This is a genomic window from Duganella rhizosphaerae (assembly GCF_040364205.1).
Taxonomy (GTDB): Bacteria; Pseudomonadota; Gammaproteobacteria; order Burkholderiales; family Burkholderiaceae_D; genus Rugamonas; species Rugamonas rhizosphaerae.
In genome coordinates this window covers 334,425-358,699 of sequence record NZ_BPWK01000006.1, presented here as the reverse complement: position 1 = coordinate 358,699, position 24,275 = coordinate 334,425, and the positions used below count along the sequence as shown (strand labels likewise).

Here is a 24,275-nt window from a genome sequence, read left to right as displayed (position 1 = left end):
ACACGCTTGACTTGGTGAGTTTCAAGCCTATAATACCATCCATGTAGATGGTAACCGGATGGAGAATCATGGCAAAGCAAGAATTAAAACTGAAGACCGCTGAATCGGAAAAGATCACGATCAACCTCGGTCCTATCGACCTGGGACAAATTGACCTGTTGGTGCAGGAAGGGTTTTATTCCAACCGCACCGACTTGATACGAACGGCGATCCGCAATCAGTTGAACCAGCACGCCGACGTCGTGAAACAGACGGTGGCGCGCAAAAGTCTGGTACTGGGGATGCAGCACTATTCTCGCGCCGACCTGGAAGCTACCCAGGCGGCGGGACAACGGCTGCAAATCCAGGTACTGGGGTTGGCCAGCATCGCCAGCGACGTTTCCGTCGAACTGGCACTGGCAACGATCGAATCCATTTTTGTATTGGGATCGCTGCACGCCAGCGCCGTGCTCAAAACCGCGCTGGCAAACCGCATCCATTAAAGGAATATCATGAAATTACCACTGTTTGCGCACATGCGCGAGGCGGCACAAAAGCTAATGAACATCAACGCGACGGCCACCGTCCAGCAAGCGATGGACAGCCTGCGCGGCCATCCGTCCATGCGGCCGGCCGCTCCGGCGCAACCCTCGCAACCTACCATGCGCGACATCAATCCGCCGCCACGGTCCACCGCGGAAGCGACGCCCGAAGTGACGGCCAAGGCAGCGCCGGAACCAAGCGCACCGCCGCCCAACGACGCCAGGCCGAATCCGGCCACGCATCCGGCCGAGTTCGCGCAGGATATGCTGAACCGCATGGGCATCAAGGTCGACCTGCAAGCCAATATCGACCACGCCATCGACATCGGCGCCATCATGCACCCTGCGCCCGCCGTGCCGCTGCCGGACGGCGCGCAATTCATCAAAAGCAGCTACACCAACCACGCAGGCACCCGCAACTACAAGCTGTACATCCCTGCCAGCTACCACGGCCAGGCCATGCCGCTGCTGGTGATGCTGCACGGCTGCACGCAGAACCCGGACGATTTCGCCGTCGGCACGCAAATGAACCAGCTGGCCGAGGAAAAGGAATGCTTCGTGGTCTACCCGGAGCAGACGTCCAACGCCAACCAGAGCAAGTGCTGGAACTGGTTCAGCGCCATCGACCAGCAGCGCGGCCAGGGCGAGCCGTCGATCATCGCCGGCATTACCCAGCAAATCATCGACGACTATCCGGTCAACGAGCGCCAGGTGTATGTGGCCGGCCTGTCGGCGGGCGGCGCGATGGCGGTGATCGTCGGCACGCTGTATCCGGAACTGTTTGCGGCGGTGGGCGTGCATTCGGGGCTGCCGTTCGCCTCGGCGCAGGACCTGCCGTCGGCGCTGACGGCCATGAAGCGCGGCGTGATGTCGCCGCGCAAGGCCGGCGACGGCTCGCAACCCATCATCGTCTTCCACGGCGACAGCGACAACACCGTCCATCCGCGCAACGGCGAGCAGGTGATCGAACAGCTGCTGCACAGGCAGCAGGGCAAGCCATCGGTGCAATCGGGCAGTGTGCCGAACGGCCACCGCTATACGCAGACCACCCACACCAAGGCGGACGGCACGCCGATCGGCGAACACTGGGTGGTGCACGGCGCCGGCCACGCCTGGTTCGGCGGCAGCGGCAGCGGCACCTATACCGACGCCAAAGGCCCGGACGCCAGCCGCGAGATGCTGCGCTTCTTCCGCACCGTCAGCTGATTACCCCGTAAAACGCTCGATCTTCTCGCGGTTCTGTTCCATGTCGTGATCGGAATCCGCGTAACGTTTGGCGATGTCGATGAATTCCTGTTGCAGTTCCAGGAAGGCGTCGACCATGTCGGGATCGAAGTGCTGTCCCCGTCCCTCGATGATGATGGCCACCGCCGCCTCATGCGACATGCCGGCCTTGTAGACGCGGCGGCTGATCAGCGCGTCGTACACGTCGGCCACCGCCATCAGGCGCGCGGAAATCGGGATGTTGTCGCCGCTCAGGCCTTCGGGATAGCCGCTGCCGTCCCATTTCTCCTGGTGGCCGTAGGCGATCTCCTTGGCGAACTTGAGGAAGTCCACCTCCAGCCCCAGCTCGCGCTCGGCCTGGCGGATCGCGTCGCGGCCCAGCGTGGTGTGGGTCTTCATGATCTCGAACTCGTTGCCCTCGAAACGGCCGGGCTTGAGCAGGATGCGGTCCGGGATGCCGACCTTGCCGATATCGTGCAGCGGTGCGGACTTGAACAGCAGCTCGATGTTTTTGTCGGTCAAAAAATCGCTGAAGCGCGGATTGGTGCGCAGCTTTTCCGCCAGCGTCTTCACGTAGTGCGCGGTGCGGCGGATATGGTTGCCGGTTTCGCTGTCGCGCGTTTCGGCCAGCGAGGCCATGGTGTGGATGGTCACGTCCTGCAAGGCGCCGATTTCGCGGGTGCGCTTTTCGATCTCCGTTTCGAGGAAGCTGTTCTGGTCGCGCAGGAAGTCGTGTACCCGCTTCATCGACAGCTGGGTCTTGATGCGCGCCTGCACGATGGGCGCGGAGATCGGCTTGGTGATGTAGTCGGCCGCGCCCAGGCTCAGGCCGAGCTGCTCGTCCACCGCCTCGCTCATCGCGGTGACGAAGATCACCGGAATGTCGCGCGTGTCGGGATTGGCCTTGAGCGCCTTGCAGACATCGTAGCCGCTCATCCCCGGCATCATCACGTCCAGCAGGATCAAGTCCGGCTTGGATTCGCCGTTGGCGATCTTCAGGGCGCGCTCGCCGTTGACGGCGATCTTGGTGCGGTAGTCGTCTTCCAGTACGGCGCACAGCAGATCGATGTTGTCCGGGATATCGTCGACCACGAGGATCGTTGGTTTTGCGTTCATCGGCGTTCTCTCTTCACAAGGCGATGTTCAATGCATCGGCGGCGGCCTTCAGTTCATCCAGCGCGCCTTCAAAATCATATTGTCCCAGCATGCGCCGCATCTGGCGCGCATGTTCGGCCTGCCCGGCGCTGGTCAGCGCGCCGCACAGGCGGTCCAGCAGCTTAACGGCGGCGCCGTCGTCCTGCGCCAGCAGGCGCGCCATCTCGTGCGCCAATGCCGTCAATTCATCCTTATCCACCGCCTGTGTGGCCGGCGCGGTTTCGCCGGCGGCCGGCTTGTCTTCCATCGATATCGCCATCGCAATGCGCGCCACCAGGTCGTTCAATTCGCCCGCCATGTCGGCGATGGCTTCGTCACGGCCCTTGGTCGCGCCCATCGCCAGCATTTGCTCCACCTTGCCGGCCGCATCGGCCATGCCGCCGGCGCCGATATTGCCGGCCAGGCCCTTGACAGTATGCGCCTCGCGCGTGGCCCCGGCCAAGTCGTTGTTTTCGATGGCGGTGGCGATGCGCTGCATGGCGTCGATCTGGGTTTCGACAAAGCGCGACAGCAGCTTGCGCATCAGCTTAACATTACCCCCCACCCGCTGCAGCGCGGCTTCCATGCGCAGGCCGGCGACCACCGGCAGCGCTTCGTCGCGGGCGGCGCCGGGCGGCGTTTCGGCCTCCGCTTCGGGCGCCAGCGGATTCTTCACCGTGACCCAGCGCGCCAGCGTGGTGAACAACTGCGCCACGTCGATAGGCTTGGCGATGAAGTCGTTCATGCCGGCGGCCAGGCACTTCTCCTTGTCGCCCACCATGGCGTTGGCGGTCATGGCGATCACCGGCAGGCCGGCGTAGCGCGCATCCTCGCGCAGCTTGCGGGTGGCGTCGTAGCCGTCCATGACCGGCATCTGGCAGTCCATCAGCACGCCGTCATAGTCGGCCACGGCGATTTTGGCCAGCGCCATCGCGCCGTTGACGGCGATGTCGACGCGGATGCCGGCGTCGCTGAGGATCTGCTGCGCCACTTCCTGATTGACCTCGTTGTCCTCGACCAGCAGCAGGTAGGCGCCACGCATCGCCTCTTCGGCCGCCATGTAGTCGGCGCGGCGGCGCGTGCTGCGGCAGCGGCTCAGGTCCTTGCCGAACACGGTGGAAATCGAATCGAGCAGCGTCGACGCGCTGACCGGCTTGTTCAGCATGGCGTCGATGTCGATGCCGCGCGCCTCCTCCATCAGCACGTCGCGGTTGTAGGCGGTGACCATGATGAAGGCCGGCGGCTCGGCGCCGCCGGCCGTGGCCTGCTCGCGGATCGCCTGCAGCGTCTCCAGGCCGTTCATGCCGGGCATTTGCCAGTCCAGCAGCACGACATTGAACGGCCGGCCTTCGCTGCGGGCCTGCGCTGCCATGTCGACGGCGCGCTGGCCGCTGTCGGCGCAGGCGGCGTTGAACTTCATCGTGGCCAACATGCCCATGAAGATTTCGCGGGCGCTGGCGTTGTCGTCCACCACCAGTGCGCGCAGGCCGGAAATGTCCGGCAGCGGCAGCGGCTCCTCGACGGTGGCGACGCCGAATACCGCCGTGAAGTAGAAGGTGCTGCCGACGCCGGGCTGGCTTTCCAGCCCGATCTCGCCGTCCATAAGCTCGACCAGGCGCTTGCTGATGGTCAGCCCCAGGCCGGTGCCGCCGTGGTGGCGCGTGGTCGAGGTGTCGGCCTGCGAGAAGGCCTGGAACAGGCGCGCCTGCTGCTCCGGCGTCAGGCCCGGGCCGGTGTCGCGCACGTCGACGCGCAGGCGCACGCGCTGCTCCGGCAGCCGTTCCTGCACGTGGATCGTCACCACGATCTCGCCCTGCTGGGTGAACTTGATGGCGTTGTTGGTCAGGTTGATCATCACCTGGCCGAAGCGCAGCGGATCGCCGACCAGCGCCTGCGGCACGTCCGGTGCCACATCGAACAGCAGCTCCAGGCCCTTGTCCTGCGCCCGCATGACGGACAGGTCGGCGATATTCGCCATCACGTCTTCGACGTAGAAATCGACCTGCTCGAAGGCCAGCTTGCCGGCCTCGATCTTCGAGAAGTCCAGGATGTCGTTGATGATGCCCAGCAGGTTCTTGGCCGCGCCTTCCACCTTCTCCAGGTAGTTGCGCTGCTTGGGCGTGAGGTCGGTCTGCAGCGCCAGATGGGTCATGCCGATGATGCCGTTCATCGGCGTGCGGATCTCGTGCGACATATTGGCCAGGAAGTCGGACTTCATCTTGGTCGCGTCCTCGGCCACCGTCACCGCGTGGCGCAGCTGCTGCTCGGCCGCCAGGCTGGCCGTCATCAGCTTCAGCGCGTGCAGCAGTTCGCCCGTCTCGTCCTGCGACGTCACCTCGATCACGGAACTGAGGTCGCCCTGGCCGACCCGCTTGGCGATGCCGATCGCAGCCTCCAGCGGCCGCGTGATCGAGCGCGCCGAAAAGCCGAAGCCTATCCCCACCAGCACCGCCGCGCCGCCCATCAGCGAGATCAGCCCCAGCGAAAAATTGATGTCGGCGCGCGCACGTTCGGCGCTGGCCATCACCTGGCTTTGCTGCAGCTGCCCCAGTATCCTGATCTGCTCCAGCAGGTGATCCAGCGCAGGCAGCGCCATCGCGTTCATCTTTTCTTCGGCCTGGTCACGGTCCTCGGCCTCCACCATATCGGCCACGGAGATGAAGGTGTCGTAGTAGGCGGCGCGCGCCTGCTTGACCTTTTCGATCTGCGCCCGCGCTTCCGGCGTGGCGTCCAGCTTGGCCAGCAGCTCCAGCTGGGCGTCGATATCGAACTTGATGCGGTCGATGCGGCTGTAGCTGTCGACGCGATGCTTCTGGTCCTTCTGGATGATCAGCGTGATGATGCGGGTCGCCGCCTCGCGCGACTGCGTATCGATGGCATTGATGGCGGCGCTGGCGGCCCAGTCCTGGTGCAGGATATGGTCGCTCTCGCCGCGGATGGCGTAGATGCGGCTCACGCCGACAAGGATCACGCCTACCATCAGCAGGATCAGGATGATGTAACCGCTGCTGATGCGCGCGCGGATACCCATGTCGCTAAAACGGCGCATCATGCTTCCTTCAGGCTAGCCGGCCGGTTTGGGAGGGTCGGCGCATTGGTTCAAAATATGCTGTTTCAGACAATCCGGGCACCAGCAGCTGGCGCCCGGCGCGGACGGCACCGGCAGCGAGGCCGGCAAGTAGGTGCACCAGCAAGGCTGCGCCGGCGCCGCCGGATCGGCGTCCACCATGGCGCAGCTGAATTGGGCGCCGCAGCGCGAACAGGTGCTCATGGCGCGCGCCTACGGGTGATGATGTCCCGCGTGCTCGTCGTCGTCCAGCGGCGGCGGGCTGTCGTCCGGGAAGCGGTGCATGGCGGTGCGCAGCAGCGACATCTGGCCGTTGAACCGGGTACAGGCGTCGCATACCATCAGGTGCAGCCGCATGCGGGTGCGCTCGATGAAGGACAAGTCACGGTCCATCCCTTCCGACACCAGCCGGTGCACTTCGCGGCAGGTAGGTTTCAAGCCGGTTTTATGTGGTTCCATAGTCGCAGACAATAAGTGGCGCGGTCACGTGGCCTGGCGGTTGCCAAACCAGTTCAAGTCCAGGCACTCGCGCAGACGCATGCGAGCCCGGTACAAGAGCACCCAGGCATTAGACGTTGTAATCGCCAGTTCCTTACAAATTTCGTCGGTTTCCAGCTCCAGCCATTCGCGCATCATGAAGATGCGGGCGGTCTTGGCGGGCAGCTTTTCCAGGCAAATCTCCAGCACCTTGAAGAAATCCTTCTGCTCCAGCGTGGCATCCGGGTCGCCCCAGGCCAGCGGCTGTTCGACGGTGTGGCCGTCGGCCTTGAACAGCGCGTCGATGGCGTCGTCCTCGGACTGGTCCTCGGCGGTGTCGATCTGGCGCTCGCGCGAGCTGGCGCGCAGGCAGTCGATGATCTTGTACTTCAAGATGCCCGTCACATAGGTGCGCAGGGAGGACTGTCCATTGAAACGTTCGGGTTTCTCCAGCACGGCGATCAGCGCGTCCTGGACCGCGTCTTCGGCCAGGGCCTGATTCCGTATTTGCAACTGTGCAAATCGGACAAGCAGGGGGCGCATGACTTCCAGTTGGCGGTGAAGGGTATCGATAGGGCTCATATGACGGCCAGCGTATCGGATGATCCGGGAAAATACAACCGGATAGCCCTATAATGCATGGTTGATTGCAGCATCAGGCTGTAAAATTGCACAGAATTTTCTAACCGGACTCGCCATGACCCAACTGACTAACCTTAACTTAGGCATGACTGACGACTTGACCGCGGTGGCGCCGCAGATCAAGGCGCAGATCCTGGCTGAAGCCCTGCCCTACATCCGTAATTTCCATGGCAAGACCATTGTCATCAAATACGGCGGCAACGCGATGACCGACGAGCGCCTGAAACACGGCTTCGCCCGCGATGTCATTTTGCTCAAACTGGTGGGCATGAATCCGGTCGTGGTACACGGCGGCGGTCCGCAGATCGACAACGCGCTGAAAAAAATCGGCAAGCAAGGCACCTTCGTGCAGGGCATGCGCATCACCGACGAAGAAACCATGGAAGTGGTGGAGTGGGTGCTGGGCGGCGAAGTCCAGCAGGACATCGTGATGCTGATTAATCACTACGGCGGCCAGGCGGTCGGCCTGACCGGCAAGGACGGCGGCCTGATACGCGCCAAGAAGATGGCCATGCCAGACCGGGACAATCCGGGCCAGTTCCTCGACATCGGCTTCGTCGGCGAGATCGACGCGATCAACCCGGCCGTGGTCAAGGCTCTGCAGGACGACGCCTTCATCCCGATCATTTCGCCGATCGGCTTCGGCCAGGATGGCCAGGCGTACAACATCAACGCCGACGTCGTCGCCGGCAAGATCGCCGAGATCCTGAAGGCTGAAAAGCTGATCATGATGACCAACATCGCCGGCGTGCAGGACAAGCAGGGCAACCTGGTGACCGATTTGTCGGCGCGCGAGATCGACGAGATGTTCGCCGACGGGACGATTTCGGGCGGCATGCTGCCTAAAATTTCATCAGCCCTGGACGCGGCCAAGTCGGGCGTCAACACGGTTCACATCATCGACGGGCGAATTGAACACAGTTTATTGCTCGAGGTGTTGACCGAACAGGCTTTTGGCACTATGATCCGGTCTCACTGAAAAAACGGCGATGCACTTTTAGCCGCGATTTCAAGTGCATCGTCATACCAGTACGCCCTTTTAGCTCAGTGGTAGAGCACTCCCTTGGTAAGGGAGAGGCCACGTGTTCAATCCACGTAAAGGGCACCATCTCTGCAATACCCCTCCCTGCAGCACCCTCTCCCTTAGTAAATCCGCTCTACCGTCATGCCGCGTTTGCGCAGCAGTTCCGGCACGCTTCCGTTACCGATCAAATGCAGTATGCCGATCGCCGCCACGCTATTGTTCTCGCGCGCCATCAGCTTGGCCATGCCGTCGGCCAGCGTGGGGTTGCGTCCGTCCAGCAGCACCTTCTGCACGAAGCGGCCGGAAAAGCTGTCGTCCATCTCTGCCTTGAGCGCCAGCGCGTCCAGCGCGATGACGTCGGCCTTGCGCCAGGCGTCGGCGATCTCGCGCGCCTGGTTGGCCTGTTCCTTGTCCTCGATGCCGGCGATGGCCTCCTGCAGGAAGGTCAGCTGCTCGGCGGCGCTCATCTGGTCGAACAAGGCCATCTGGCTCTCGGCCGATTCCAGCTCGACCACTTTCTGGCCGCGTCCGTGAGCCTGCCGCGACAAATGGGCGTCCACCGCCAGCGCCGCCTCGTAACCCTGGGCCGAGAACTCGCTCACCGTCAGCAGGCTGGCCAGCAGCCAGGGCTTCATCGCCGCCACGGTCTCCGGTTCGATGTTGTACTGCTTGAGCAGGCGGTCCAGCCGCAGGCGCCAGTCGGCCGACAGTTCCGGGCCGGCCGGCCCGCCCCTGGTCAGCATGCCGTGGCGCTGCACGGCGCGCATCAGCGGCTGCTGGTCGCCCAGCGGATCGATCTCCAGCGCCAGCACCGGCGCCTTCTTCAGCGCGGCGGCGATGCGCGGCTCCAGCGGATAGAAATCGGCCGCGCCGACGTGGATGGTGCCGAACAGGTACAGTGTATGTCCGCCCTGCTGCACCTTGAACAAGGCGCCGTGGTTGGGGGCCGGCCCCTTGTCGGCGGCCCACGCCGACGTAACCATCAGGGAGGACAATGAGAACAAAGTCCAGAACATCACTATAATCTGGCGCTGTATGGCTACCCGCATGGCTTCCTTGGATGACTGAATTGAAGTGAACATTATTACTCGCAACGCCCCGGTGTGGCTATTCGATCTGGATAACACGCTGCATAACGCCTCACATGCGATCTTCCCGGCGCTGATGGCCAACATGAACGCCTACATCGCCAATGTGCTGGGCGACGGCGTCACGCCCGCCGGCGCGGACGCCGTCAACGCCGCACGCACCCTGTACTGGCGGCGCTACGGCGCGACCATGCTGGGACTGGTGAAGCACCATGGCGTAAAAGCCGCGCACTTTCTCGACGAAACACACCGCTTCGACGGCCTGACCGACATGATCCGCGCCGAACGCGGCCTGCGCCAGCTGCTGCGCCGCCTGCCCGGCCGCAAAATCCTGCTGACCAACGCGCCGCACCGCTATTCGACGCAGGTGCTGCGCCACCTGGGCTTGCAGCGCCACTTCAGCCACCACATCTCGGTCGAATCGATGACGGTGCACCGGCAGATGCGGCCCAAGCCGTCCAAGCTGCTGCTGCGTAAGCTGATGCGCAGCCATGGACTGACGCCCGGCCGCTGCGTGCTGGTCGAGGACACGCTGGCCAACCTGCGCAGCGCCCACGCACTGGGCATGCGCACCGCGTGGGTCACGCAGTACCTGAAAGTGGGCGACGCGGTCGGCCTGGCGCACCCGCAAAAAAGCTTAATTCGCCCCGCTTATGTCGATGTCAAAGTAAAATCTGTCAGGAAACTGCCGGCACGTCTGCATCACCTGCGCTGAACGAAAAACTTACACATCCATTCACTTATCCGCGAGATCACATGGCAAGCAACCCGCCGGGCCAGCGCCGCATGCAAATTTTGCAGGCGCTGGCGGAGATGCTGGAACAACCCAAAGGCGAGAAGATCACCACCGCTGCGCTGGCGCGCAAGCTGGAGTTTTCCGAGGCCGCGCTGTACCGGCACTTCGCCAGCAAGGCGCAGATGTTCGAGGGGCTGATCGAGTTTATCGAGTCGTCGGTGTTCGGCTTGATCAACCAGATCGCCGAACGCCAGAGCGACGGCTTGGCGCAGGCGCGCGACATCCTCGGCATGCTGCTCAACTTCGCCAGCCAGAATCCGGGTATGACGCGGGTGCTGACCGGCGAGGCGCTGGTCAACGAGGACGAGCGCCTGCAGCTGCGCATGAACCAGTTCTACGACCGCGTCGAGCTGGCGCTGAAGCAGGCCTTGCGGCTGGCCGTGACCGAAGGCCAGGCGCACGAAGCGGAAGTGGCCGCGCGCGCCGGCATGCTGGTGAGTTTCGTCATCGGCCGCTGGCACCGTTACGCCAAGAGTGGATTCAAGAACAACCCGGCGCAGGACGCGCCGCTGCAAATCGCCCTGTTGCTGCCGTACGTAGAAGATGAACGCTGAATAGATGGACGCTGAATGCTTTGCACTGCTCGATGACGCCAGCCCGGAAGGTACGCATACTCCGGGCGCGCGTTCGCGCCTGTACACCGGCCACACCGGCACGCTGCGTTGCGACGACATCGGCCAGTGGCCGCAGCTGCTGGAGCGGATGCAGGCGGCGCTGACGCGCGGCGAATACGCCGTCACCGTATGCAGCTACGAGCTGGGAGCGGAGCTGCTGGAGCTGGGCGCATCCGTCCCCCGCACTGCGGAAGCCCCGCCGCTGGCGCAGATCCTGCTGTTCTCGCACTGCGCCCAGCTGTCGTCGGACGAAGTGGGCGACTGGCTGGCGGCGCGCTCCTTCCCGGTCGACCGTCCATCCGGCATCGCCAACGTCCGCGCCAACATCGACCAGGAAGCCTTTAGCGGCGCCCTGGCGCGCATTCACGACTACATCGAGGCCGGCGACACCTACCAGGTCAATTACACGTACAGGCTGCGTTTTGACGCCTTCGGCAGCATCCACGCGCTGTATGCGCGCCTGCGCGGCCGCCAGCCGGTGCCCTACGGCGCGCTGGTACGGCTGGAGGACGGCAGCGCCATCCTGTCGCTGTCGCCCGAGCTGTTCGTGCGCCACGAGGACGGCGTGCTGACGGCGCGCCCGATGAAGGGCACCGCGCCCGCCGCACCGCCGTCGCAATCGGCCGAGAACATCCTGCGCGCCACCACGCTGGCCGCCGATCCGAAGAACCGTGCCGAAAACCTGATGATCGTCGACCTGCTGCGCAACGACATCGCCCGCATCGCCCAAACCGGCAGCGTGACGGTGCCTGCGCTGTTCGAGGTGCACCGCTACAGCAGCGTGCTGCAAATGACGTCCACCATCACCGCCAAGCTGCGCGACGACGCCACGCTGGCCGACATCTTCACCGCGCTGTATCCATGCGGCTCGATCACCGGCGCGCCCAAGCGGCGCACGATGGAGATCATCCGCGAACTGGAGCCGGACCCGCGCGGCATCTACACCGGCGCCATCGGCTGGTTCGATCCGCGCAAGGATGACAACAGCGGCAAGGTGGGCGACTTCTGCATGTCGGTGCCGATCCGCACGCTGACGCTGCAAGCGCCGGCCAGCCCGAACGGCGCGCGCCGCGGCGAGATGGGCGTGGGCGCCGGCATCGTCTTCGACAGCGATGCGCAAGAGGAATACGCCGAATGCCAGCTCAAGGCGCGCTTCCTCACCGGCCTGAAAAACGACTTCGAGATTTTCGAGACCATGCGCGCCACGCGGGCCGACGGCGTGCGCCATCGTGACCGCCACCTGAAGCGGCTGGCCGCATCGGCGGCCTGCTTCGGCTACGCCTGGGACGCGGCGGCGGCCGACGCTTACCTCGACACCGCCTGCACGATGCTGGACGCGGGCGTCGACTACCGGCTGCGATTGGCGCTCAGTTCAGCGGGCGCGTACTCGGTGCAGCATGCGCCGGTGACGCCGTTGACGGAACCGGTGCGCGTGCTGCTGGCGCCGGACGCCACCGAATCGGGCGACCTGTTCCTGCGCCATAAAACCAGCATCCGCAGCCGCTACGACGCCGCCTGGCGCGAGGCCGAGGCGCAGGGCGCTTTCGATACGCTGTTCTTCAACGAGCGCGGCGAGCTGACCGAAGGCGGCCGCACCAACGTCTTCGTGCGCGTGGACGGCCGCTGGCTGACGCCGCCCCTGAGCAGCGGCGTGCTGCCCGGCGTAATGCGCGGCGTGATGCTGGACGATCCGCTGTGGCAGGCCGGCGAGGCCGTCATCACGCGGGCGATGCTGGCGGCGGCCGATGAAATCATCGTCTGCAACGCCCTGCGCGGCGCCATGCGAGCCGTATTGGCAACGGCAGGCTAGGAACGCCATTCCAGCATCTTGTAGGGGCCGGCGTCGCCGGTCACGCGAAAGCCCAGGCGCTCATACAAACGCTGCGCCGGGTTGCTGCCCTCCACATGCATGCTGATGCTGCCGCCATCGCGCGCGGCATCCCGCTGCAAGCCTTGCAGCAGTTGCGTGCCGATGCCCTGGCCTTGCCACGGCGGCAGCAGCGCAATGTCGATCACGTGCGTAACCGACGGCCGCTGCGCAACGTAGATGCGGCCGATCGCCGCGCCATCCAGTTCGACGATATCGAACTGCGCGTCGGGATAGGCGGAGCGGTAGTGGCGGTCCTGCGCGTCGAACTGCATGCGCAGGAAAATCTCGGCCTGGCTGGAGTGCCAGCCGAACAGGCCGATTTCGTTGGCCCGGGTGGAGGCGTACACGCTGCGCAGGAAGGCCTCGTCGTCGGGCTGACTGGATCGGCGCGCCAGCATCACAGGTCGATCATCATGTCGAAGCCGCCCCAGATCATGCGCTTGCCGTCGAACGGCATGTTCTTCGGATCCATGTAATGGGCGATGCGCGGGTCTTTCATCACCTTCTCGTTGATCTCGTCGCGCGCGGCGCGGGAGGCATAGACGATCCATGAAAACACCACGGCCTCGCCATCCTTCAGGTCGACGCTGAGCGGGAACGACGTCACCTTGCCGGGCGGGACATCGTCGCCGATACATTCGCGGAATTCGAGCGCGCCGAATTCCTTCCAGACCTTGCCGCATTCCAGCGACATTTTCTTGTACGCCTCAACGTTTTCCTTGGGCACCGGAATCACAAAACCGTCTACATAGGACATGGCTGTCTCCTTCTCAGTTTGGAAATTCAGGGTAGCGAAATATGGCCGAAATGACAAGCGGCGCCGTGCGCGCCGGTGAATGCGGTAAGCTTGGGTACCATCGTAGTGGGAGAGCTGCATGACTATCCAAGCTGGCCGACTGGGCCGACTATTTTCTGCTGTGCTACTCGCTGGCATGCTGGCATCCTCGGGGCTGGCACGGGCCGCCCCGTTGATCCGCCTGGGCTCGGACGATTGGTGTCCCTTTGTGTGCGCGGTCGACGGCAAGCCTCCCAGCGGCTATCTGGTGGAACTGGCCGCGATGGCGATGGCGCTGGAAGGGTATCGGGCGGAACCGGTGCTCATGCCGCTCAACCGCGCCATCACCCAAACGGCGCACGGCGATATCGAAGGGGTGTATGCGCCGCCGATCGACCAGCGCCTGCGCCTGAGCGCTCCCCTGGCGCAGTCGCGGGCCTGCTTCTACACGCGGGTGGGCGACGACTGGACGTTTCACACCATCGGTTCGCTCAAAACACAGGTGGTCGGCGTGATCGACGACTACGGCTACGACGACGGGCCGATGGATGCCTATATTGCCGCCAACCGGCATACACCTTCCCTCATCGCGCTGGCCTTCGGCGCATCGGCCGGCACCACCAATGTCCAGAAGTTACTGGGCGGACGCTATCGTGTGATGCTGGAACATGCCGCCGTCATGGCGCAATTGAGCAAACGGCTCGATGTGGCCGACCGCATCCGCCAGGCGGGCTGCCTGGAACACGAACTGCCCCTGACCATCGGCTTCGCGACGCAGGACATGCGCGCCGAAACCTGGATCCGCGCGCTGGCCGATGGCATGCGCAAGCTGGAAGCATCCGGCGATCTGAAAGCGCTGCAAAAGCGCTACAAGATCGACTAACGCTCCCCTAAATCGCGTGGGCGAAGCGGCGGCGGTAGGCGCCCGGCGTAGTGGCGGCCAGGCGGCGGAAATGGTGGCGCAGCGATTCCTCCGAACCGAAACCGGCGCGCTCGGCGATCTGCGCCAGCGGCACGTCCGCCACCTCCAGCATGTCCTTGACGATGGCGACGCGCTCGCGGATCAGCCATTCGACCGGGCCGAGGCCGGTGGCCTGCTGGAACTGCCGCTGCAAGGTGCGCGGACTCATGGCGGCGCGTTCGGCCATGCTGTTGACGGTGTGCGGCAGTTCCGGGTGGCTGCGCAGCCAATCCATCAGGCGCGACAGGCGGCCCTGCTCGCCCTGCGCCATCGGCCGCGGCAGGAACTGCGCCTGGCCGCCTTCGCGATGCGGCGCCACCACCAGCCGCTGCGCCACCAGGTTGCCGACCTTGGCGCCGTAATCCCTGCGCACCAGATGCAGCAGCATGTCGAGTCCGGCGGCCGAACCGGCGGCGGTGATGATCTGGCCGTTATCGACGTACAAGTCGTCGGGCTGGACCTGGATCTGTGGATAACGTTGCGCCAGGCGGTCGGCGTAGCGCCAGTGGGTGGTGGCGCGCTGGCCGTCCAGCACGCCGGCGGCGGCCAGCACGAACACGCCGGAACAGATCGAGCACAGGCGGGCGCCGCGCCGGTGGGCGGCGCGGATCATGTCCAGCACGGCCGGCGGCGGCAGCTCGTCGGCGTCGCGCCAGCCGGGGATGACGATGGTGTCGGCCCGCTCCAGCAGCTCCGGCGCGTACGGCGCCTGCACGGTGATGCCGCCGGCCGCGCGGATCGGGCCCGGTTCAACGGCGCAGACGGCGAAGTCGTACCAGTCCACCTCCAGCTCGGGGCGCTCCAGCGCGAACAGTTCGACCGTGCAGCCGAACTCGAAGGTGCACAGGCGGTCGTAGGCCAGTGCGACAACCAGATGTTTTTTCATGGCGCAATCTTAACGCAGAATGGCTTGTGCGCCACTGCCGGCGATGGCGGCGGCATCGCACAATGGCGTCACTGTCCACTCATTGAAGGAGATCACGATGTCCGCCAAGTCCCTCGTCGCCGCCATTCCCGCCGCCGCCAGCAGCGATGCGCTGGCCCGCTTTGAAGCCAGCTTCAGCTATGAAACCGACTGCTGGGACGTGCACGACGCGCTGACCAACGGCCCGCAGGATTTCGTTTTGCTGGATGTGCGCGGCACGGAGAAATACGCGGCCGGCCACGTGCCGGGCGCGCTGGACCTGGCGCACCGCAAGATCATCGGCTCCAAGCTGGCCGAGTTCCCGGCCGACACGCTGTTCGTCGTGTACTGCGCCGGCCCGCACTGCAACGGCGCCGCCCGCGCCGCAGTACGGCTGGCGCAACTGGGCCGCCCGGTCAAACTGATGCCGGGTGGGATTACTGGATGGGTGGATGAGGGATTCGCGTTGGCGACAGCGTAAGGTCACGGGACCTCGACAAACTTCCCCGCCTTAAAATACCCTCTCGCCACCCGGCCATCAAGTTCACGGATGACCAGATGGGGGTCTTGCGGATCGGTGCTGAAGATGGGCGTGCCCGGCTCGGCGAGCGCATCGGCGAGCGCAATCACGGCGCGCTTGCCGATGTTGCGCGCTCGTACCAATTGCAGGACCGTTGACGGTTTAGTCCGGATTGTAATGCTGCCAACCGAGATATCAAGCATGGCGCCTCCACTCTGCCGATTGAGCTGCCGGGGCAGCCATTACTGGTAGACACCGGCCCTGCTCAAAAGTTCACGACAGCGGCGCAACCACATCCAGCCACCGCGTGATGGCCTCCGCAGGAGATCCCATTTCGCGGATATCGAACAAAATCTCTTTGTTTGTGCGTACAGAGGACACGGAGGACACTGAGGTCAGTTCCGGCACTCTGCCAACAAGGGCGGCCTTCATCACTGCATGCAGCACATCTTGGCACATTGCCGGAACTGACCCCGCTCAGCGCGCTCAGGACGCAATAGGCTCACTTTATTTCGACAAACTTGCCGCCAACGAAGCGGCCACGAGAGGTTTTTCGTTTGAGTTTGCGGATGACGACAGTTGGATCGGAGGGATAGGCGGAAAATAGCGGTGTATCGCTCTTAAAGCGCAGGCTCAGCTCAGAAGGCAAAGCGGCTACTGCCACGGGCAAGGCCTTGGCTACACGACGGCTGTCTCGCAGATCAGCATCCTCTACAACCGGCGGAACTACTACCTGCATCTTTCTGTTGCGCGCCATAGCATCCTCCTGCACTGCGGTTGAGCCGCCGGGGCAGCCGTTACTGGTAGACCCCGGCGCTGCTCAAAAGTTCAGCACAACTTACAGCGCCAGCGCTTTTTCCACCGCACCGACCAGTTGCTTGTCGCTAGGCGTGACTTTGCTGCCGAAGTTTTCCACTACCTTGCCGTTGCGGTCGATCAGGTATTTGTGGAAGTTCCAGGCCGGCGCCTTGCCGGTGATTTTGATCAGGTTGGCGAACAGCGGATTCGGCTCCTTGCCCGACACCACCGACTTGGCGAACATCGGGAACTTCACGCCGTAGGTGTTGTAGCAGAAATCGGCGATTTCCTTGCTGCTGCCCGGCTCCTGCTGGCCGAAGTCGTTCGACGGGAAGCCCAGCACCACCAGGCCCTTGCTGCCGTACTTGGCGTACATCGCTTCCAGGCCTTCGTACTGGTTGGTAAAGCCGCAATAGCTGGCCGTGTTGACCACCAGGATCACCTTGCCGGCGTACTGGCACAGGTCCTGCGGCGACTCATCCTGCAAGCGTTTGAAGGTCTGCTTGAGAATGGCCGGGCAGCTGCCCGCCGCAGCGGCCGGGGCCGCCGTTGGCGCGGCGGCGGGCGCCTGCGCAAACGCGGACGCGCTGGCCAGCAAAGTCAGCGAGGAAAGCAGGCATAACTGGGCAAAGGTCTTGGACATGGTGATGGGCCGAAAAAGGGAAAAAACCATTCTATGCCAAACGCCAACACCCTGCTTGCCGAGGCCGCGAATAACAATCTCATGCCCCGCGCACGATTGAGCGAAATTAAGCAAATGGCACTGTCCTGCCCCACACTCACTGCAGACCTGAGGCGAGGAGACCATGATGAGAATATTGTGTTTGCTGTGGCTGCTGATGGGCGCGGCCCAGGCGCAGGTGGCGCTGCCGAATATGACAACCTCGCAAGTCACCGTGTCCGGCCTCTCGTCCGGGGCCTACATGGCGGTGCAGTTCGAGGTGGCCTTCTCGGAGACGGTGCAGGGCGCCGGCGTCATCGCCGGCGGGCCGTACTTCTGTTCGCAGGGCAGCGTGTTCACCGCCACCACCAGTTGCAGCTGCACCAGCGAGCTGTTCGGCTGTCGTGTGCGCCCGGGCGCCACCCGCATCAACGACCTGATCGCCTTCACCGATTGGTTCGCCAACTCCGGCACCATCGACCCCACCGCCGCCCTGGCCGGCCACCATATCTGGATGCTGTCCGGCAGCGCCGACTCCGTCGTGCCGCAGGCGGTGATGACCGACCTGTACTTCTACTATCGCCACTATATCGACGCCGACCACATCTCCTACACCCGCAACCTGCCGGCCGAGCACGCGATGCCGACCGACCAGTACGGCAACACCTGCAGCACGCTGGGCACGCCCTACATCAACAACTGCGGCTACGACGCGGCGGGCGAGCTGCTGCGATGGATCTACGGCCCGCTCACGCCGCGCAACAACGGCACGCTGGGCGGCCGCTTCATCGCCTTCGACCAGTCCGATTTTTTGCCGCTGCCCAACTGGCACGGCATGGCCAACACCGGCTACCTGTACGTGCCCAAGGCCTGCGACGGCAACAGCGGCGCAGGATGCAAGCTGCACGTAGCCTTCCACGGTTGCCTGCAGGACCTGGACAACATCGGCACCACCTTCGTCGAGCACGCCGGCTACAACGCCTGGGCCGACAGCAACAAGATCGTGGTGCTGTATCCGCAAGCGTCGGCGATCTACCCGTACACCAATCCCAACGCCTGCTGGGACTGGTTCTCGTATGACGATCCGCGCTTTGCGCAAAAATCCGGCCACCAGATGGCGGCCGTCAAGCGCATGGTCGACCGGCTGACCGGCGTGGCGCCGGCCACCGTGCTGGTGCGGCTAGGCGCGCATCGTTAAATGCCGCCGAGGCAGATGTATTTGATGACCAGGTAGTCGTCCAGCCCGTAGTGCGAGCCTTCGCGCCCCAGGCCCGATTGCTTGACACCGCCGAACGGCGCGATTTCGTTGGAGATCAGGCCGGTGTTGACGCCGACCATGCCGCTCTCCAGCCCTTCGGCCACGCGCCAGATGCGGCCAATGTCGCGCGAATAGAAGTAGCTGGCCAGGCCGAACTCGGTGTTGTTGGCCAGTTCCACGGCCTGCTCGTCGGTCGTGAAGCGGAACAACGGCGCCAGCGGGCCGAAAGTCTCCTCGGTGGCGACGATCATGTCGCTGGTGACGTCGGCGATCACGGTCGGCTGGAAGAAGCTGTGGCCCAGCGCGTGCCGCTTGCCGCCGGCCAGCAGGCGGCCGCCCTTGGCCAAGGCATCGGCCACGTGCTGTTCGACCTTCTGCACCGCCTTCTCGTCGATCAGCGGTCCCTGGGTGACGCCTTCGTCGGCGCCGTTGCCGACCTTGAGCTTGGCCACGGCGGCCACCAGTTTTTCGGCGAACTGCTCGTACACGCCGTCCTGCACGTAGATGCGGTTGGCGCAGACGCAGGTCTGGCCGGCGTTGCGGTACTTGGAGGCCAGCGCGCCCTCCACCGCCGCATCAAGGTCCGCATCGTCGAACACAATGAACGGCGCGTTGCCGCCCAGCTCCAGCGACAACTTCTTGATGGTCTTGGCGCTCTGCTCCATCAGCAAACGGCCGACCGCAGTCGAGCCGGTGAAGGTCAGCTTGCGTACGGTCGGGTTGGATGTCATTTCGGCGCCGATGTCCTTCGGCGTGCCGGTCACCACGCTGAACACGCCGGCCGGCACGCCCGCGCGCTCGGCCAATACCGCCAGCGCCAGCGCGCAGTACGGCGTCGATTCGGCGGGCTTGAGCACCATGGTGCAGCCGGCGGCCAGCGCCGGGCCGACCTTGCGGGTGATCATCGCGATCGGGAAGTTCCACGGCGTGATGGCGGCGCAGACGCCGATCGGCTCCTTGGTCACCACCAGGCGGCGGTCCGGCCAGGGCGAGGCCAGCGTTTCGCCGGACACGCGCTTGGCTTCCTCGCCGAACCATTCGATGAACGACGCGCCATAGGCCACCTCGCCGCGCGACTCGGCCAGCGGCTTGCCCTGCTCCGCCGTCATCAGCTGCGCCAGGTCTTCGGTGTTTTCCAGGATCAGGTCATTCCACTTGCGCAGGATGACGGCGCGTTCCTTGGCGCTCTTCTTGCGCCAGGCCGGCCACGCCGCGTTGGCGGCGGCGATGGCGCGGCGCGTTTCGGCCGTACCCATCAGCGGCACGGTGCCGAGCTGCTCGCCAGTGGCGGGATTGGTCACGGCCAGCGTGGCGCCGTTGTCGGCGTCGCTCCACTCGCCGTTGATGCAGCCCTGCTGGCGCAGCAGGGTGGGATCTTTAAGTTGCAACATGGTTAAGCTCCTTTATTCCACGGTGAACGAGGACAGGTCGGGATGCGGCTCGGGATACGCCAGGTCCATGTCTTCCAAGGTCTCCAGCAGCAGGCTGGCGACCACCAGATTGCGGTGGGTTTTGGAATTGGCCGGCACCACGTACCACGGCGCGTGCGGCGCATTGGTCTCGCGGATGGCCCGCTCGTAGGCGCGCTGGTACTCGCTCCACTTCTTGCGCTGTTCGACGTCGGTCGGATTGAATTTCCACTGCTTGTCGGGATCGTCCAGCCGCTCCTGCAGGCGCTGGCGCTGCTCTTCCTTCGAGATGTGCAGGAACACCTTGACGATCACCGTGCCAGTCTCCGTCAGCATGCGCTCGAAATCGCGGATCTGCGCATAGCGGCGCTGGCATTCGTCGTCGTCGATCATGCCCTGCACCCTGGTGATCAACACGTCTTCGTAGTGGCTGCGGTTGAAGATCGCGATCTCGCCCTTGACCGGCACCTGCTGGTGCACGCGCCACAGGTAGTCGTGCGCCAGTTCGTTGTCGGTCGGCGCCTTGAAGGCGGCAGCGCGCACGCCCATCGGACTGATGCCGCTGAACATGGCGCGTATCGTGCCGTCCTTGCCGGCGGTGTCCATGCCCTGCAGGATCAGCAGCACCTTCCGGTTGTGCTGCGCATACAGCTTGTCCTGCAAGGCGTCGATGCGGGCGATCAGCGCGGCGGTGCGCTTGTGGTCCAACGCCTTGGCCTTGGACTTGCTCAGTTCAGGATTGACGGAACGGCTGGAAAAAGTCGCATCGTCTGCATATTTTTCGCGCAGTTTCAATTTGGCGGAGGCGCGGAAGCGCTGGCGGGCGTTATGTGTCATGGCACTAGCATAGCATTCCAGCAAGCCGGGCGGCGCGCGCGGAAACCGTTTACCCCGCACTGCGGCGACAGGGGTCTGACCCCGCACGGGGTCAGACCCCAACTTGTCGGGGTTAGGCCGCGAGGGTTGCGGCGCGATAACCCCACCACGCGGCCTCCTCGAACACCGAGAAGCCCGACAGGTCGGCATGCGCGAACAGGATGGGACCATCGACCTCGCGCAGCGCCTTCATGCCGGCGTTGCTGCGGAAGTTGGGTCCCGGCGACGCCATCGCGTGCCCGCGCAGCGTGATGTCGACCCGCTCGACGCAGGAGGCGAACTGCGAGCCATAGGCTTCCTTCAGGTCGGCGCTGGCCAGCGCCAGCAGCTCCTCCGGCTTGGCCGCCTCCAGCCAGCGGCGCGCGGCGGCCGGCTTGCGGTCCGACAGGGCGACGTAGGCGCTGAAGACGGTCTTCTCCGGCGGCCGCACGCGGATGTCCTGGTGGGTGGAGACGACGAAACCCAGTCCCGGCTCGCTGTACACCACGTTATCCCACGACAGCGGCTGGCTGGGACGCTCGTCCGGAAAGCGCTTGAGCAGGAAGTTCGCCACCATCCACGGCGCGTAGTCGGGAACGTGTTTGGCCGGATCAAAACCGTAGGCGCCGATGTTATCCACAACCCGCGCCGCCACGTAGGTGGGCATCGCGCAGATCGCCTTGCGCGCGCGGACCATGTAAGTGGACGGCTTGCCGTTTTCCAGCTTGAAGCACAGCGCCTCGACGCCGTTCGCCGTGGTCTTCAGCGACACCACGGTGCCGGCCTTGCGCTGGACGCCGGCCGCGCGCTCGATGCCGGATGCCAGCGGCTGCAAGCCTCCCGGCCAAGTGAGCCAGGCACCGTTGCCGGCGTTGGCGGCCTGACCCCAGCGGCTGCAATAGTAGTGCAGCCCGGCCCAGGCCGAGACCTGGTCGTAGCGGGTGCCGTAGTCGTCGCGGCAGCAGTAGTTCAGGTACCAGTGCAGCGTCGGCGACTTGTAGCCGTTTTGCTCCAGCCACTGCTTGAGGGTGATGCGGTCCAGCGCCTGCCACTGCGGGTCTGCCGACGACAGCACGGTCGGGAACACGAACACGCGGCGGCCGTCGGCGCCATGGGTCTGGCGCAGCCGCGTTACCTCGGCGAAGAAGCGTGTGTGCTCGTCGCGCTCCCATTGCGGCACGCCGTCGGTGGGGATGAAGCCGTCCTGCCAGTGGCCGTTGAACAGCAGCCGCTCCTCCGGCCCGTGCAGGATGAAACGCTCGTCGTAGTAGGGCTTCTCCGCCATCGCATCTTTTTGGATGATGCCCAGGTCGGCCAGGATCTCGCGCACGTGCACCGATTCCGGCGACGGCAGCGGCAGGTAGTGCGCGCCGGTCGGATATTCGAGGTCGCCGAAGGCGCCGCCGGCGGCGTTGCCGTGCGGCTGAGGGCCGTCGATCATCAGCACGTCGGTCTTGCCGAGTTTTTTCAGCTTCCATGCGGCGGTCAGGCCGGCAATGCCGGAGCCGAGGATGGCGACGTCGGTGTGGATAACTTCCGCTGGCGGCGGCAAGGCGCGGCGGTCGCGCAGGAAGTGGCCCTCGTCGCGGCCCGGATAGTGGACCGTTGGCGTGATCTCCTGCCAGCGATGAAATCCTGCCACGCTGCCCGCCGCCACCACGCCGCTGGCGCCGGCCCATACGAGGAAGGAGCGGCGCAGCATCAGCGTATCACCCTGCGCCAGTCCTGCTCGAACTCGTGCACCAGCGACTGCGTGTTGAGGCGGTTCGGCTCCATCGGCAGCGCCTTCATATCCGGCGGGAAGATGAACATCTCGCGCGTGGTGTCGGCGTTCAGGTAACGCATCGGCAGGCGGTATTCGGTGGGCGGCTTGTAGTCCGCCTGTGGCGTGGCGAGAATGAAGCCCCATTCGCCGAACGACGGCACGTAGGCGTGGTACGGATAGGTCTTCAGCCCGACTTCGCGCAAGGTGGCGTCGATGGTCCAGTAGGCGTGCGGCGCGAAGAACGGCGAGGTCGATTGCACCACCATCAGGCCATTGGCGGACAGGTGCTTCTTCACCATGCCGTAGAACGGCACCGAATACAGCTTGCCCAGCGCGAAACTGGACGGATCGGGGAAATCGACGATGACGGCGTCGAACATGTCGTCGCTGTGTTGCAGCCAGATCGCCGCGTCGGCGTTGATGACGCGCACGCGCTTGTCGCTGAAGGAGCCGTGATTGAGCTTGACCAGCTCTTCGCGCTTGGTGAAGGCGCCCGTCATCGCCGGGTCCAGGTCGACCAGCGTGACCTGTTCGATGTTCGGATAGCGCAGGATCTCGCGCAGCGCCAGGCCGTCGCCGCCGCCCAGCACCAGCACGCGCCGCGCCCAAGGCAGCGGTTGCAGCACCGGATGCACCAGCGCCTCGTGATAGCGGTACTCGTCGCGCGAGGAGAATTGCAGGTTGCCGTTGATGTACAGGCGCAGGTCGTCCTTCCAACGCGTGATCACCAGCCGCTGGTAGGGCGTGGTGGTGGCGTACACGATCTCGTCGCCGAACAGGCCATGCTCGCCCCAATAGGTCATCTTGTCGGCGAAGGCGAAGCCGAAAATCAGCACACACATCACGCTGGCGGCGCGCAGCATGCGGCCGGTGACGTTTTTCAGCTCTGTGCGAAACGCCGTAATCGTCCACAGCGCGACGCCGACATTCAACATGCCGAACAAGAAGCCGGTGCGCACCAGGCCCAGGTACGGCGCCAGCACCAGCGGGAACAGCAGCGACACGGCCAGCGCGCCCAGGTAATCGAAAGTCAGCACGCGGCTGACCAGCTCATTGAATTCGGTCTTGCGCTCGTTCAGCGCCCGCATCACCAGCGGCACTTCCATGCCGACGAAGGCGCCGATCAGGAACACCATCACGTACAGCAGCGTGCGGAACGGCGCCGCCATCCACGAGAAGGTCAGGAACAGCACCGCCGCCGACAGCCCGCCGACCAGGCCAACCGCCAGCTCGATATCCACAAAACGCGCCAGCACATCCTCATCCCTGACATACTTGGAAAAGTGGGCGCCGACGCCCATGGCGAACAGATAGCAGCCGATGATGGTGGAGAACTGCAGGATGGAATCGCCCAGCAGGTAACTGGACAGGGCGCCGGCGATCAATTCGTAGGCCAGGCCGCAGGAAGCGACGACGAAGACGGACAGGATGAGAATCTTTTTGGTCATTTAGCTCTTTTTGCTCTAATATGTTTCAGCGTTAGCAAGTTAACCACTTTAACCCAAGGTGCGCCGTGCCCGCCATCCTAAACTACCTGATCCATCTTTTGCTGGCCGCCGTGCTGCTGGCGATATTTTTCAAAGCCTACACGTGGATGACGCCTTTCGACGAGGTGCTGCTGATACGACAGGGGAATTTCGCCGCGGCGCTATCGCTGGGCGGGGCCTTGATAGGTTTTTCCATCACCATCGCCTCGGCGCTGGTGCATACTGCCGATTACCGGGAGTTCTCCGCCTGGGCTCTCGGGGCGATGGTGGTGCAGATGCTGGCCTATGCCATCACCACGCGCGTGCTGAACATGTCGAAGGACCAGATCGAAGGCAACAACGCGGCCTTCGGCGGCCTGCTGAGCGCCATCTCCATTTCCATCGGCGCCATCAACGGCGCCTGCATTTCATAATTAGCGAGGACC

General features: G+C 64.3%; 26 protein-coding genes and 1 tRNA gene. 11 read left to right on the top strand and 16 right to left on the bottom strand.

Going from position 1 to position 24,275, the window contains the following annotated elements; genetic code table 11:
* The first annotated feature begins 68 nt into the window (after positions 1-68).
* Together RUGAMON1_RS15850 and RUGAMON1_RS15845 are read left to right on the top strand one after the other, a co-directional pair.
* Complete coding sequence (locus tag RUGAMON1_RS15850) at positions 69-482, top strand: ribbon-helix-helix domain-containing protein (RefSeq protein WP_116991234.1); 414 nt, start codon at positions 69-71, stop codon at positions 480-482.
* A gap of 33 nt (positions 483-515) precedes the next feature.
* Positions 516-1,727, top strand: a complete 1,212-nt coding sequence (locus RUGAMON1_RS15845) for an extracellular catalytic domain type 1 short-chain-length polyhydroxyalkanoate depolymerase (RefSeq protein WP_445231442.1) — start codon at positions 516-518, stop codon at positions 1,725-1,727.
* Here RUGAMON1_RS15845 and RUGAMON1_RS15840 read toward each other — a convergent pair whose 3' ends face one another.
* The 5 genes from RUGAMON1_RS15840 to RUGAMON1_RS15820 are packed head-to-tail and all read right to left on the bottom strand — an operon-like array spanning position 1,728 to position 7,005.
* Positions 1,728-2,861, bottom strand: a complete 1,134-nt coding sequence (locus RUGAMON1_RS15840) for a response regulator (protein ID WP_445231398.1) — start codon at positions 2,859-2,861, stop codon at positions 1,728-1,730. It abuts the gene before it with no gap.
* Between the two features lie 13 nt (positions 2,862-2,874).
* Complete coding sequence (locus RUGAMON1_RS15835) at positions 2,875-5,931, bottom strand: hybrid sensor histidine kinase/response regulator (RefSeq protein ID WP_445231397.1); 3,057 nt, start codon at positions 5,929-5,931, stop codon at positions 2,875-2,877.
* A 12-nt stretch (positions 5,932-5,943) separates the two neighbouring features.
* Positions 5,944-6,150: a cysteine-rich CWC family protein gene (locus RUGAMON1_RS15830; protein WP_445231396.1), complete on the bottom strand. Its 207-nt coding sequence runs from the start codon at positions 6,148-6,150 to the stop codon at positions 5,944-5,946.
* A 9-nt stretch (positions 6,151-6,159) separates the two neighbouring features.
* A complete protein-coding gene (locus RUGAMON1_RS15825; protein WP_445231395.1) occupies positions 6,160-6,384 on the bottom strand; it encodes a zf-HC2 domain-containing protein in 225 nt (74 codons plus the stop codon).
* Positions 6,385-6,429: 45 nt separating this feature from the next.
* Positions 6,430-7,005 (bottom strand): sigma-70 family RNA polymerase sigma factor, encoded by a 576-nt coding sequence (locus RUGAMON1_RS15820; RefSeq protein ID WP_445231394.1) that lies wholly within the window; start codon positions 7,003-7,005, stop codon positions 6,430-6,432.
* A gap of 145 nt (positions 7,006-7,150) precedes the next feature.
* On the opposite strand from RUGAMON1_RS15820, the gene argB reads away from it, so the two are divergent.
* Complete coding sequence (argB, locus tag RUGAMON1_RS15815; protein ID WP_332852754.1) at positions 7,151-8,044, top strand: acetylglutamate kinase; 894 nt, start codon at positions 7,151-7,153, stop codon at positions 8,042-8,044.
* A 54-nt stretch (positions 8,045-8,098) separates the two neighbouring features.
* A tRNA-Thr gene (locus tag RUGAMON1_RS15810) sits at positions 8,099-8,173 on the top strand.
* Between the two features lie 35 nt (positions 8,174-8,208).
* On the opposite strand, the gene RUGAMON1_RS15805 is transcribed toward RUGAMON1_RS15810, so the two are convergent.
* Positions 8,209-9,138, bottom strand: a complete 930-nt coding sequence (locus RUGAMON1_RS15805) for a TraB/GumN family protein (RefSeq protein WP_445231393.1) — start codon at positions 9,136-9,138, stop codon at positions 8,209-8,211.
* Positions 9,139-9,163: 25 nt separating this feature from the next.
* Between RUGAMON1_RS15805 and RUGAMON1_RS15800 the strand changes: the two genes are divergently transcribed.
* The 3 genes from RUGAMON1_RS15800 to pabB are packed head-to-tail and all read left to right on the top strand — an operon-like array spanning position 9,164 to position 12,397.
* Positions 9,164-9,892: a pyrimidine 5'-nucleotidase gene (locus RUGAMON1_RS15800; RefSeq protein ID WP_445231392.1), complete on the top strand. Its 729-nt coding sequence runs from the start codon at positions 9,164-9,166 to the stop codon at positions 9,890-9,892.
* A gap of 41 nt (positions 9,893-9,933) precedes the next feature.
* The gene (gene slmA, locus RUGAMON1_RS15795; RefSeq protein ID WP_116991241.1) at positions 9,934-10,527 is read left to right on the top strand and encodes a nucleoid occlusion factor SlmA; all 594 of its coding nucleotides are present in this window, start codon (positions 9,934-9,936) and stop codon (positions 10,525-10,527) included.
* A gap of 4 nt (positions 10,528-10,531) precedes the next feature.
* Positions 10,532-12,397 carry an aminodeoxychorismate synthase component I gene (pabB, locus tag RUGAMON1_RS15790; protein ID WP_445231391.1) on the top strand — a complete coding sequence of 622 codons (1,866 nt, stop codon included), beginning with the start codon at positions 10,532-10,534 and terminating at the stop codon, positions 12,395-12,397.
* On the opposite strand, the gene RUGAMON1_RS15785 is transcribed toward pabB, so the two are convergent.
* Both RUGAMON1_RS15785 and RUGAMON1_RS15780 read right to left on the bottom strand, forming a co-directional pair.
* Entirely contained in the window at positions 12,394-12,855 is a 462-nt protein-coding gene (locus RUGAMON1_RS15785) for a GNAT family N-acetyltransferase (protein ID WP_445231390.1), read from the bottom strand. The two genes, pabB and RUGAMON1_RS15785, sit on opposite strands and share 4 nt — an antisense overlap.
* Positions 12,855-13,214 carry a DUF1428 domain-containing protein gene (locus tag RUGAMON1_RS15780; protein WP_445231389.1) on the bottom strand — a complete coding sequence of 120 codons (360 nt, stop codon included), beginning with the start codon at positions 13,212-13,214 and terminating at the stop codon, positions 12,855-12,857. Before RUGAMON1_RS15780 ends, RUGAMON1_RS15785 begins: the two co-directional genes overlap by 1 nt.
* A gap of 118 nt (positions 13,215-13,332) precedes the next feature.
* Here RUGAMON1_RS15780 and RUGAMON1_RS15775 point away from each other — a divergent pair, with 118 nt between their 5' ends.
* Positions 13,333-14,115, top strand: a complete 783-nt coding sequence (locus tag RUGAMON1_RS15775) for a substrate-binding periplasmic protein (RefSeq protein ID WP_445231388.1) — start codon at positions 13,333-13,335, stop codon at positions 14,113-14,115.
* 7 nt (positions 14,116-14,122) lie between these two features.
* On the opposite strand, the gene ftrA is transcribed toward RUGAMON1_RS15775, so the two are convergent.
* Positions 14,123-15,079, bottom strand: a complete 957-nt coding sequence (ftrA, locus tag RUGAMON1_RS15770) for a transcriptional regulator FtrA (RefSeq protein WP_445231387.1) — start codon at positions 15,077-15,079, stop codon at positions 14,123-14,125.
* Between the two features lie 97 nt (positions 15,080-15,176).
* Between ftrA and RUGAMON1_RS15765 the strand changes: the two genes are divergently transcribed.
* Positions 15,177-15,578, top strand: a complete 402-nt coding sequence (locus RUGAMON1_RS15765; RefSeq protein WP_332852745.1) for a rhodanese-like domain-containing protein — start codon at positions 15,177-15,179, stop codon at positions 15,576-15,578.
* Between the two features lie 2 nt (positions 15,579-15,580).
* On the opposite strand, the gene RUGAMON1_RS15760 is transcribed toward RUGAMON1_RS15765, so the two are convergent.
* The 3 genes from RUGAMON1_RS15760 to RUGAMON1_RS15750 form a co-directional block, all read right to left on the bottom strand.
* Entirely contained in the window at positions 15,581-15,820 is a 240-nt protein-coding gene (locus RUGAMON1_RS15760; protein ID WP_445231386.1) for a hypothetical protein, read from the bottom strand.
* 299 nt (positions 15,821-16,119) lie between these two features.
* Positions 16,120-16,374: a hypothetical protein gene (locus RUGAMON1_RS15755; RefSeq protein WP_445231385.1), complete on the bottom strand. Its 255-nt coding sequence runs from the start codon at positions 16,372-16,374 to the stop codon at positions 16,120-16,122.
* An 81-nt stretch (positions 16,375-16,455) separates the two neighbouring features.
* Positions 16,456-17,058, bottom strand: coding sequence for a glutathione peroxidase (locus tag RUGAMON1_RS15750; RefSeq protein ID WP_332852741.1), 603 nt, complete (start codon positions 17,056-17,058; stop codon positions 16,456-16,458).
* 163 nt (positions 17,059-17,221) lie between these two features.
* Between RUGAMON1_RS15750 and RUGAMON1_RS15745 the strand changes: the two genes are divergently transcribed.
* A complete protein-coding gene (locus RUGAMON1_RS15745; RefSeq protein ID WP_445231384.1) occupies positions 17,222-18,274 on the top strand; it encodes an extracellular catalytic domain type 2 short-chain-length polyhydroxyalkanoate depolymerase in 1,053 nt (350 codons plus the stop codon).
* On the opposite strand, the gene RUGAMON1_RS15740 is transcribed toward RUGAMON1_RS15745, so the two are convergent.
* From RUGAMON1_RS15740 to RUGAMON1_RS15725, 4 genes are all read right to left on the bottom strand, one after another.
* Positions 18,271-19,725, bottom strand: a complete 1,455-nt coding sequence (locus RUGAMON1_RS15740) for an NAD-dependent succinate-semialdehyde dehydrogenase (RefSeq protein WP_445231383.1) — start codon at positions 19,723-19,725, stop codon at positions 18,271-18,273. The two genes, RUGAMON1_RS15745 and RUGAMON1_RS15740, sit on opposite strands and share 4 nt — an antisense overlap.
* 12 nt (positions 19,726-19,737) lie before the next feature.
* Positions 19,738-20,580: a polyphosphate kinase 2 family protein gene (locus RUGAMON1_RS15735; protein WP_445231382.1), complete on the bottom strand. Its 843-nt coding sequence runs from the start codon at positions 20,578-20,580 to the stop codon at positions 19,738-19,740.
* 112 nt (positions 20,581-20,692) lie between these two features.
* Positions 20,693-22,300 carry an NAD(P)-binding protein gene (locus tag RUGAMON1_RS15730; protein ID WP_445231381.1) on the bottom strand — a complete coding sequence of 536 codons (1,608 nt, stop codon included), beginning with the start codon at positions 22,298-22,300 and terminating at the stop codon, positions 20,693-20,695.
* Positions 22,300-23,811: a polyamine aminopropyltransferase gene (locus RUGAMON1_RS15725; protein ID WP_445231380.1), complete on the bottom strand. Its 1,512-nt coding sequence runs from the start codon at positions 23,809-23,811 to the stop codon at positions 22,300-22,302. Before RUGAMON1_RS15725 ends, RUGAMON1_RS15730 begins: the two co-directional genes overlap by 1 nt.
* 65 nt (positions 23,812-23,876) lie before the next feature.
* Here RUGAMON1_RS15725 and RUGAMON1_RS15720 point away from each other — a divergent pair, with 65 nt between their 5' ends.
* The gene (locus RUGAMON1_RS15720) at positions 23,877-24,263 is read left to right on the top strand and encodes a DUF350 domain-containing protein (RefSeq protein ID WP_445231379.1); all 387 of its coding nucleotides are present in this window, start codon (positions 23,877-23,879) and stop codon (positions 24,261-24,263) included.
* Positions 24,264-24,275 lie beyond the last annotated feature (12 nt).

Excerpts from the sequence above, each read along its gene's own strand:
- RUGAMON1_RS15740 (WP_445231383.1), bottom strand. The coding sequence starts at position 19,725 with ATGTTGCAACTTAAAGATCCCACCCTGCTGCGCCAGCAGGGCTGCATC.
- pabB (WP_445231391.1), top strand. The coding sequence starts at position 10,532 with ATGGACGCTGAATGCTTTGCACTGCTCGATGACGCCAGCCCGGAAGGT.
- RUGAMON1_RS15840 (WP_445231398.1), bottom strand. The coding sequence starts at position 2,861 with ATGAACGCAAAACCAACGATCCTCGTGGTCGACGATATCCCGGACAAC.
- RUGAMON1_RS15745 (WP_445231384.1), top strand. The coding sequence starts at position 17,222 with ATGATGAGAATATTGTGTTTGCTGTGGCTGCTGATGGGCGCGGCCCAG.
- RUGAMON1_RS15780 (WP_445231389.1), bottom strand. The coding sequence starts at position 13,214 with ATGTCCTATGTAGACGGTTTTGTGATTCCGGTGCCCAAGGAAAACGTT.
- RUGAMON1_RS15730 (WP_445231381.1), bottom strand. The coding sequence starts at position 22,300 with ATGCTGCGCCGCTCCTTCCTCGTATGGGCCGGCGCCAGCGGCGTGGTG.
- argB (WP_332852754.1), top strand. The coding sequence starts at position 7,151 with ATGACTGACGACTTGACCGCGGTGGCGCCGCAGATCAAGGCGCAGATC.
- RUGAMON1_RS15820 (WP_445231394.1), bottom strand. The coding sequence starts at position 7,005 with ATGAGCCCTATCGATACCCTTCACCGCCAACTGGAAGTCATGCGCCCC.
- RUGAMON1_RS15755 (WP_445231385.1), bottom strand. The coding sequence starts at position 16,374 with ATGGCGCGCAACAGAAAGATGCAGGTAGTAGTTCCGCCGGTTGTAGAG.
- RUGAMON1_RS15765 (WP_332852745.1), top strand. The coding sequence starts at position 15,177 with ATGTCCGCCAAGTCCCTCGTCGCCGCCATTCCCGCCGCCGCCAGCAGC.
- RUGAMON1_RS15760 (WP_445231386.1), bottom strand. The coding sequence starts at position 15,820 with ATGCTTGATATCTCGGTTGGCAGCATTACAATCCGGACTAAACCGTCA.
- RUGAMON1_RS15785 (WP_445231390.1), bottom strand. The coding sequence starts at position 12,855 with ATGCTGGCGCGCCGATCCAGTCAGCCCGACGACGAGGCCTTCCTGCGC.
- RUGAMON1_RS15775 (WP_445231388.1), top strand. The coding sequence starts at position 13,333 with ATGACTATCCAAGCTGGCCGACTGGGCCGACTATTTTCTGCTGTGCTA.
- RUGAMON1_RS15845 (WP_445231442.1), top strand. The coding sequence starts at position 516 with ATGCGCGAGGCGGCACAAAAGCTAATGAACATCAACGCGACGGCCACC.
- RUGAMON1_RS15735 (WP_445231382.1), bottom strand. The coding sequence starts at position 20,580 with ATGACACATAACGCCCGCCAGCGCTTCCGCGCCTCCGCCAAATTGAAA.
- RUGAMON1_RS15805 (WP_445231393.1), bottom strand. The coding sequence starts at position 9,138 with ATGCGGGTAGCCATACAGCGCCAGATTATAGTGATGTTCTGGACTTTG.
- RUGAMON1_RS15835 (WP_445231397.1), bottom strand. The coding sequence starts at position 5,931 with ATGATGCGCCGTTTTAGCGACATGGGTATCCGCGCGCGCATCAGCAGC.
- RUGAMON1_RS15750 (WP_332852741.1), bottom strand. The coding sequence starts at position 17,058 with ATGTCCAAGACCTTTGCCCAGTTATGCCTGCTTTCCTCGCTGACTTTG.
- RUGAMON1_RS15830 (WP_445231396.1), bottom strand. The coding sequence starts at position 6,150 with ATGAGCACCTGTTCGCGCTGCGGCGCCCAATTCAGCTGCGCCATGGTG.
- slmA (WP_116991241.1), top strand. The coding sequence starts at position 9,934 with ATGGCAAGCAACCCGCCGGGCCAGCGCCGCATGCAAATTTTGCAGGCG.
- ftrA (WP_445231387.1), bottom strand. The coding sequence starts at position 15,079 with ATGAAAAAACATCTGGTTGTCGCACTGGCCTACGACCGCCTGTGCACC.
- RUGAMON1_RS15725 (WP_445231380.1), bottom strand. The coding sequence starts at position 23,811 with ATGACCAAAAAGATTCTCATCCTGTCCGTCTTCGTCGTCGCTTCCTGC.
- RUGAMON1_RS15850 (WP_116991234.1), top strand. The coding sequence starts at position 69 with ATGGCAAAGCAAGAATTAAAACTGAAGACCGCTGAATCGGAAAAGATC.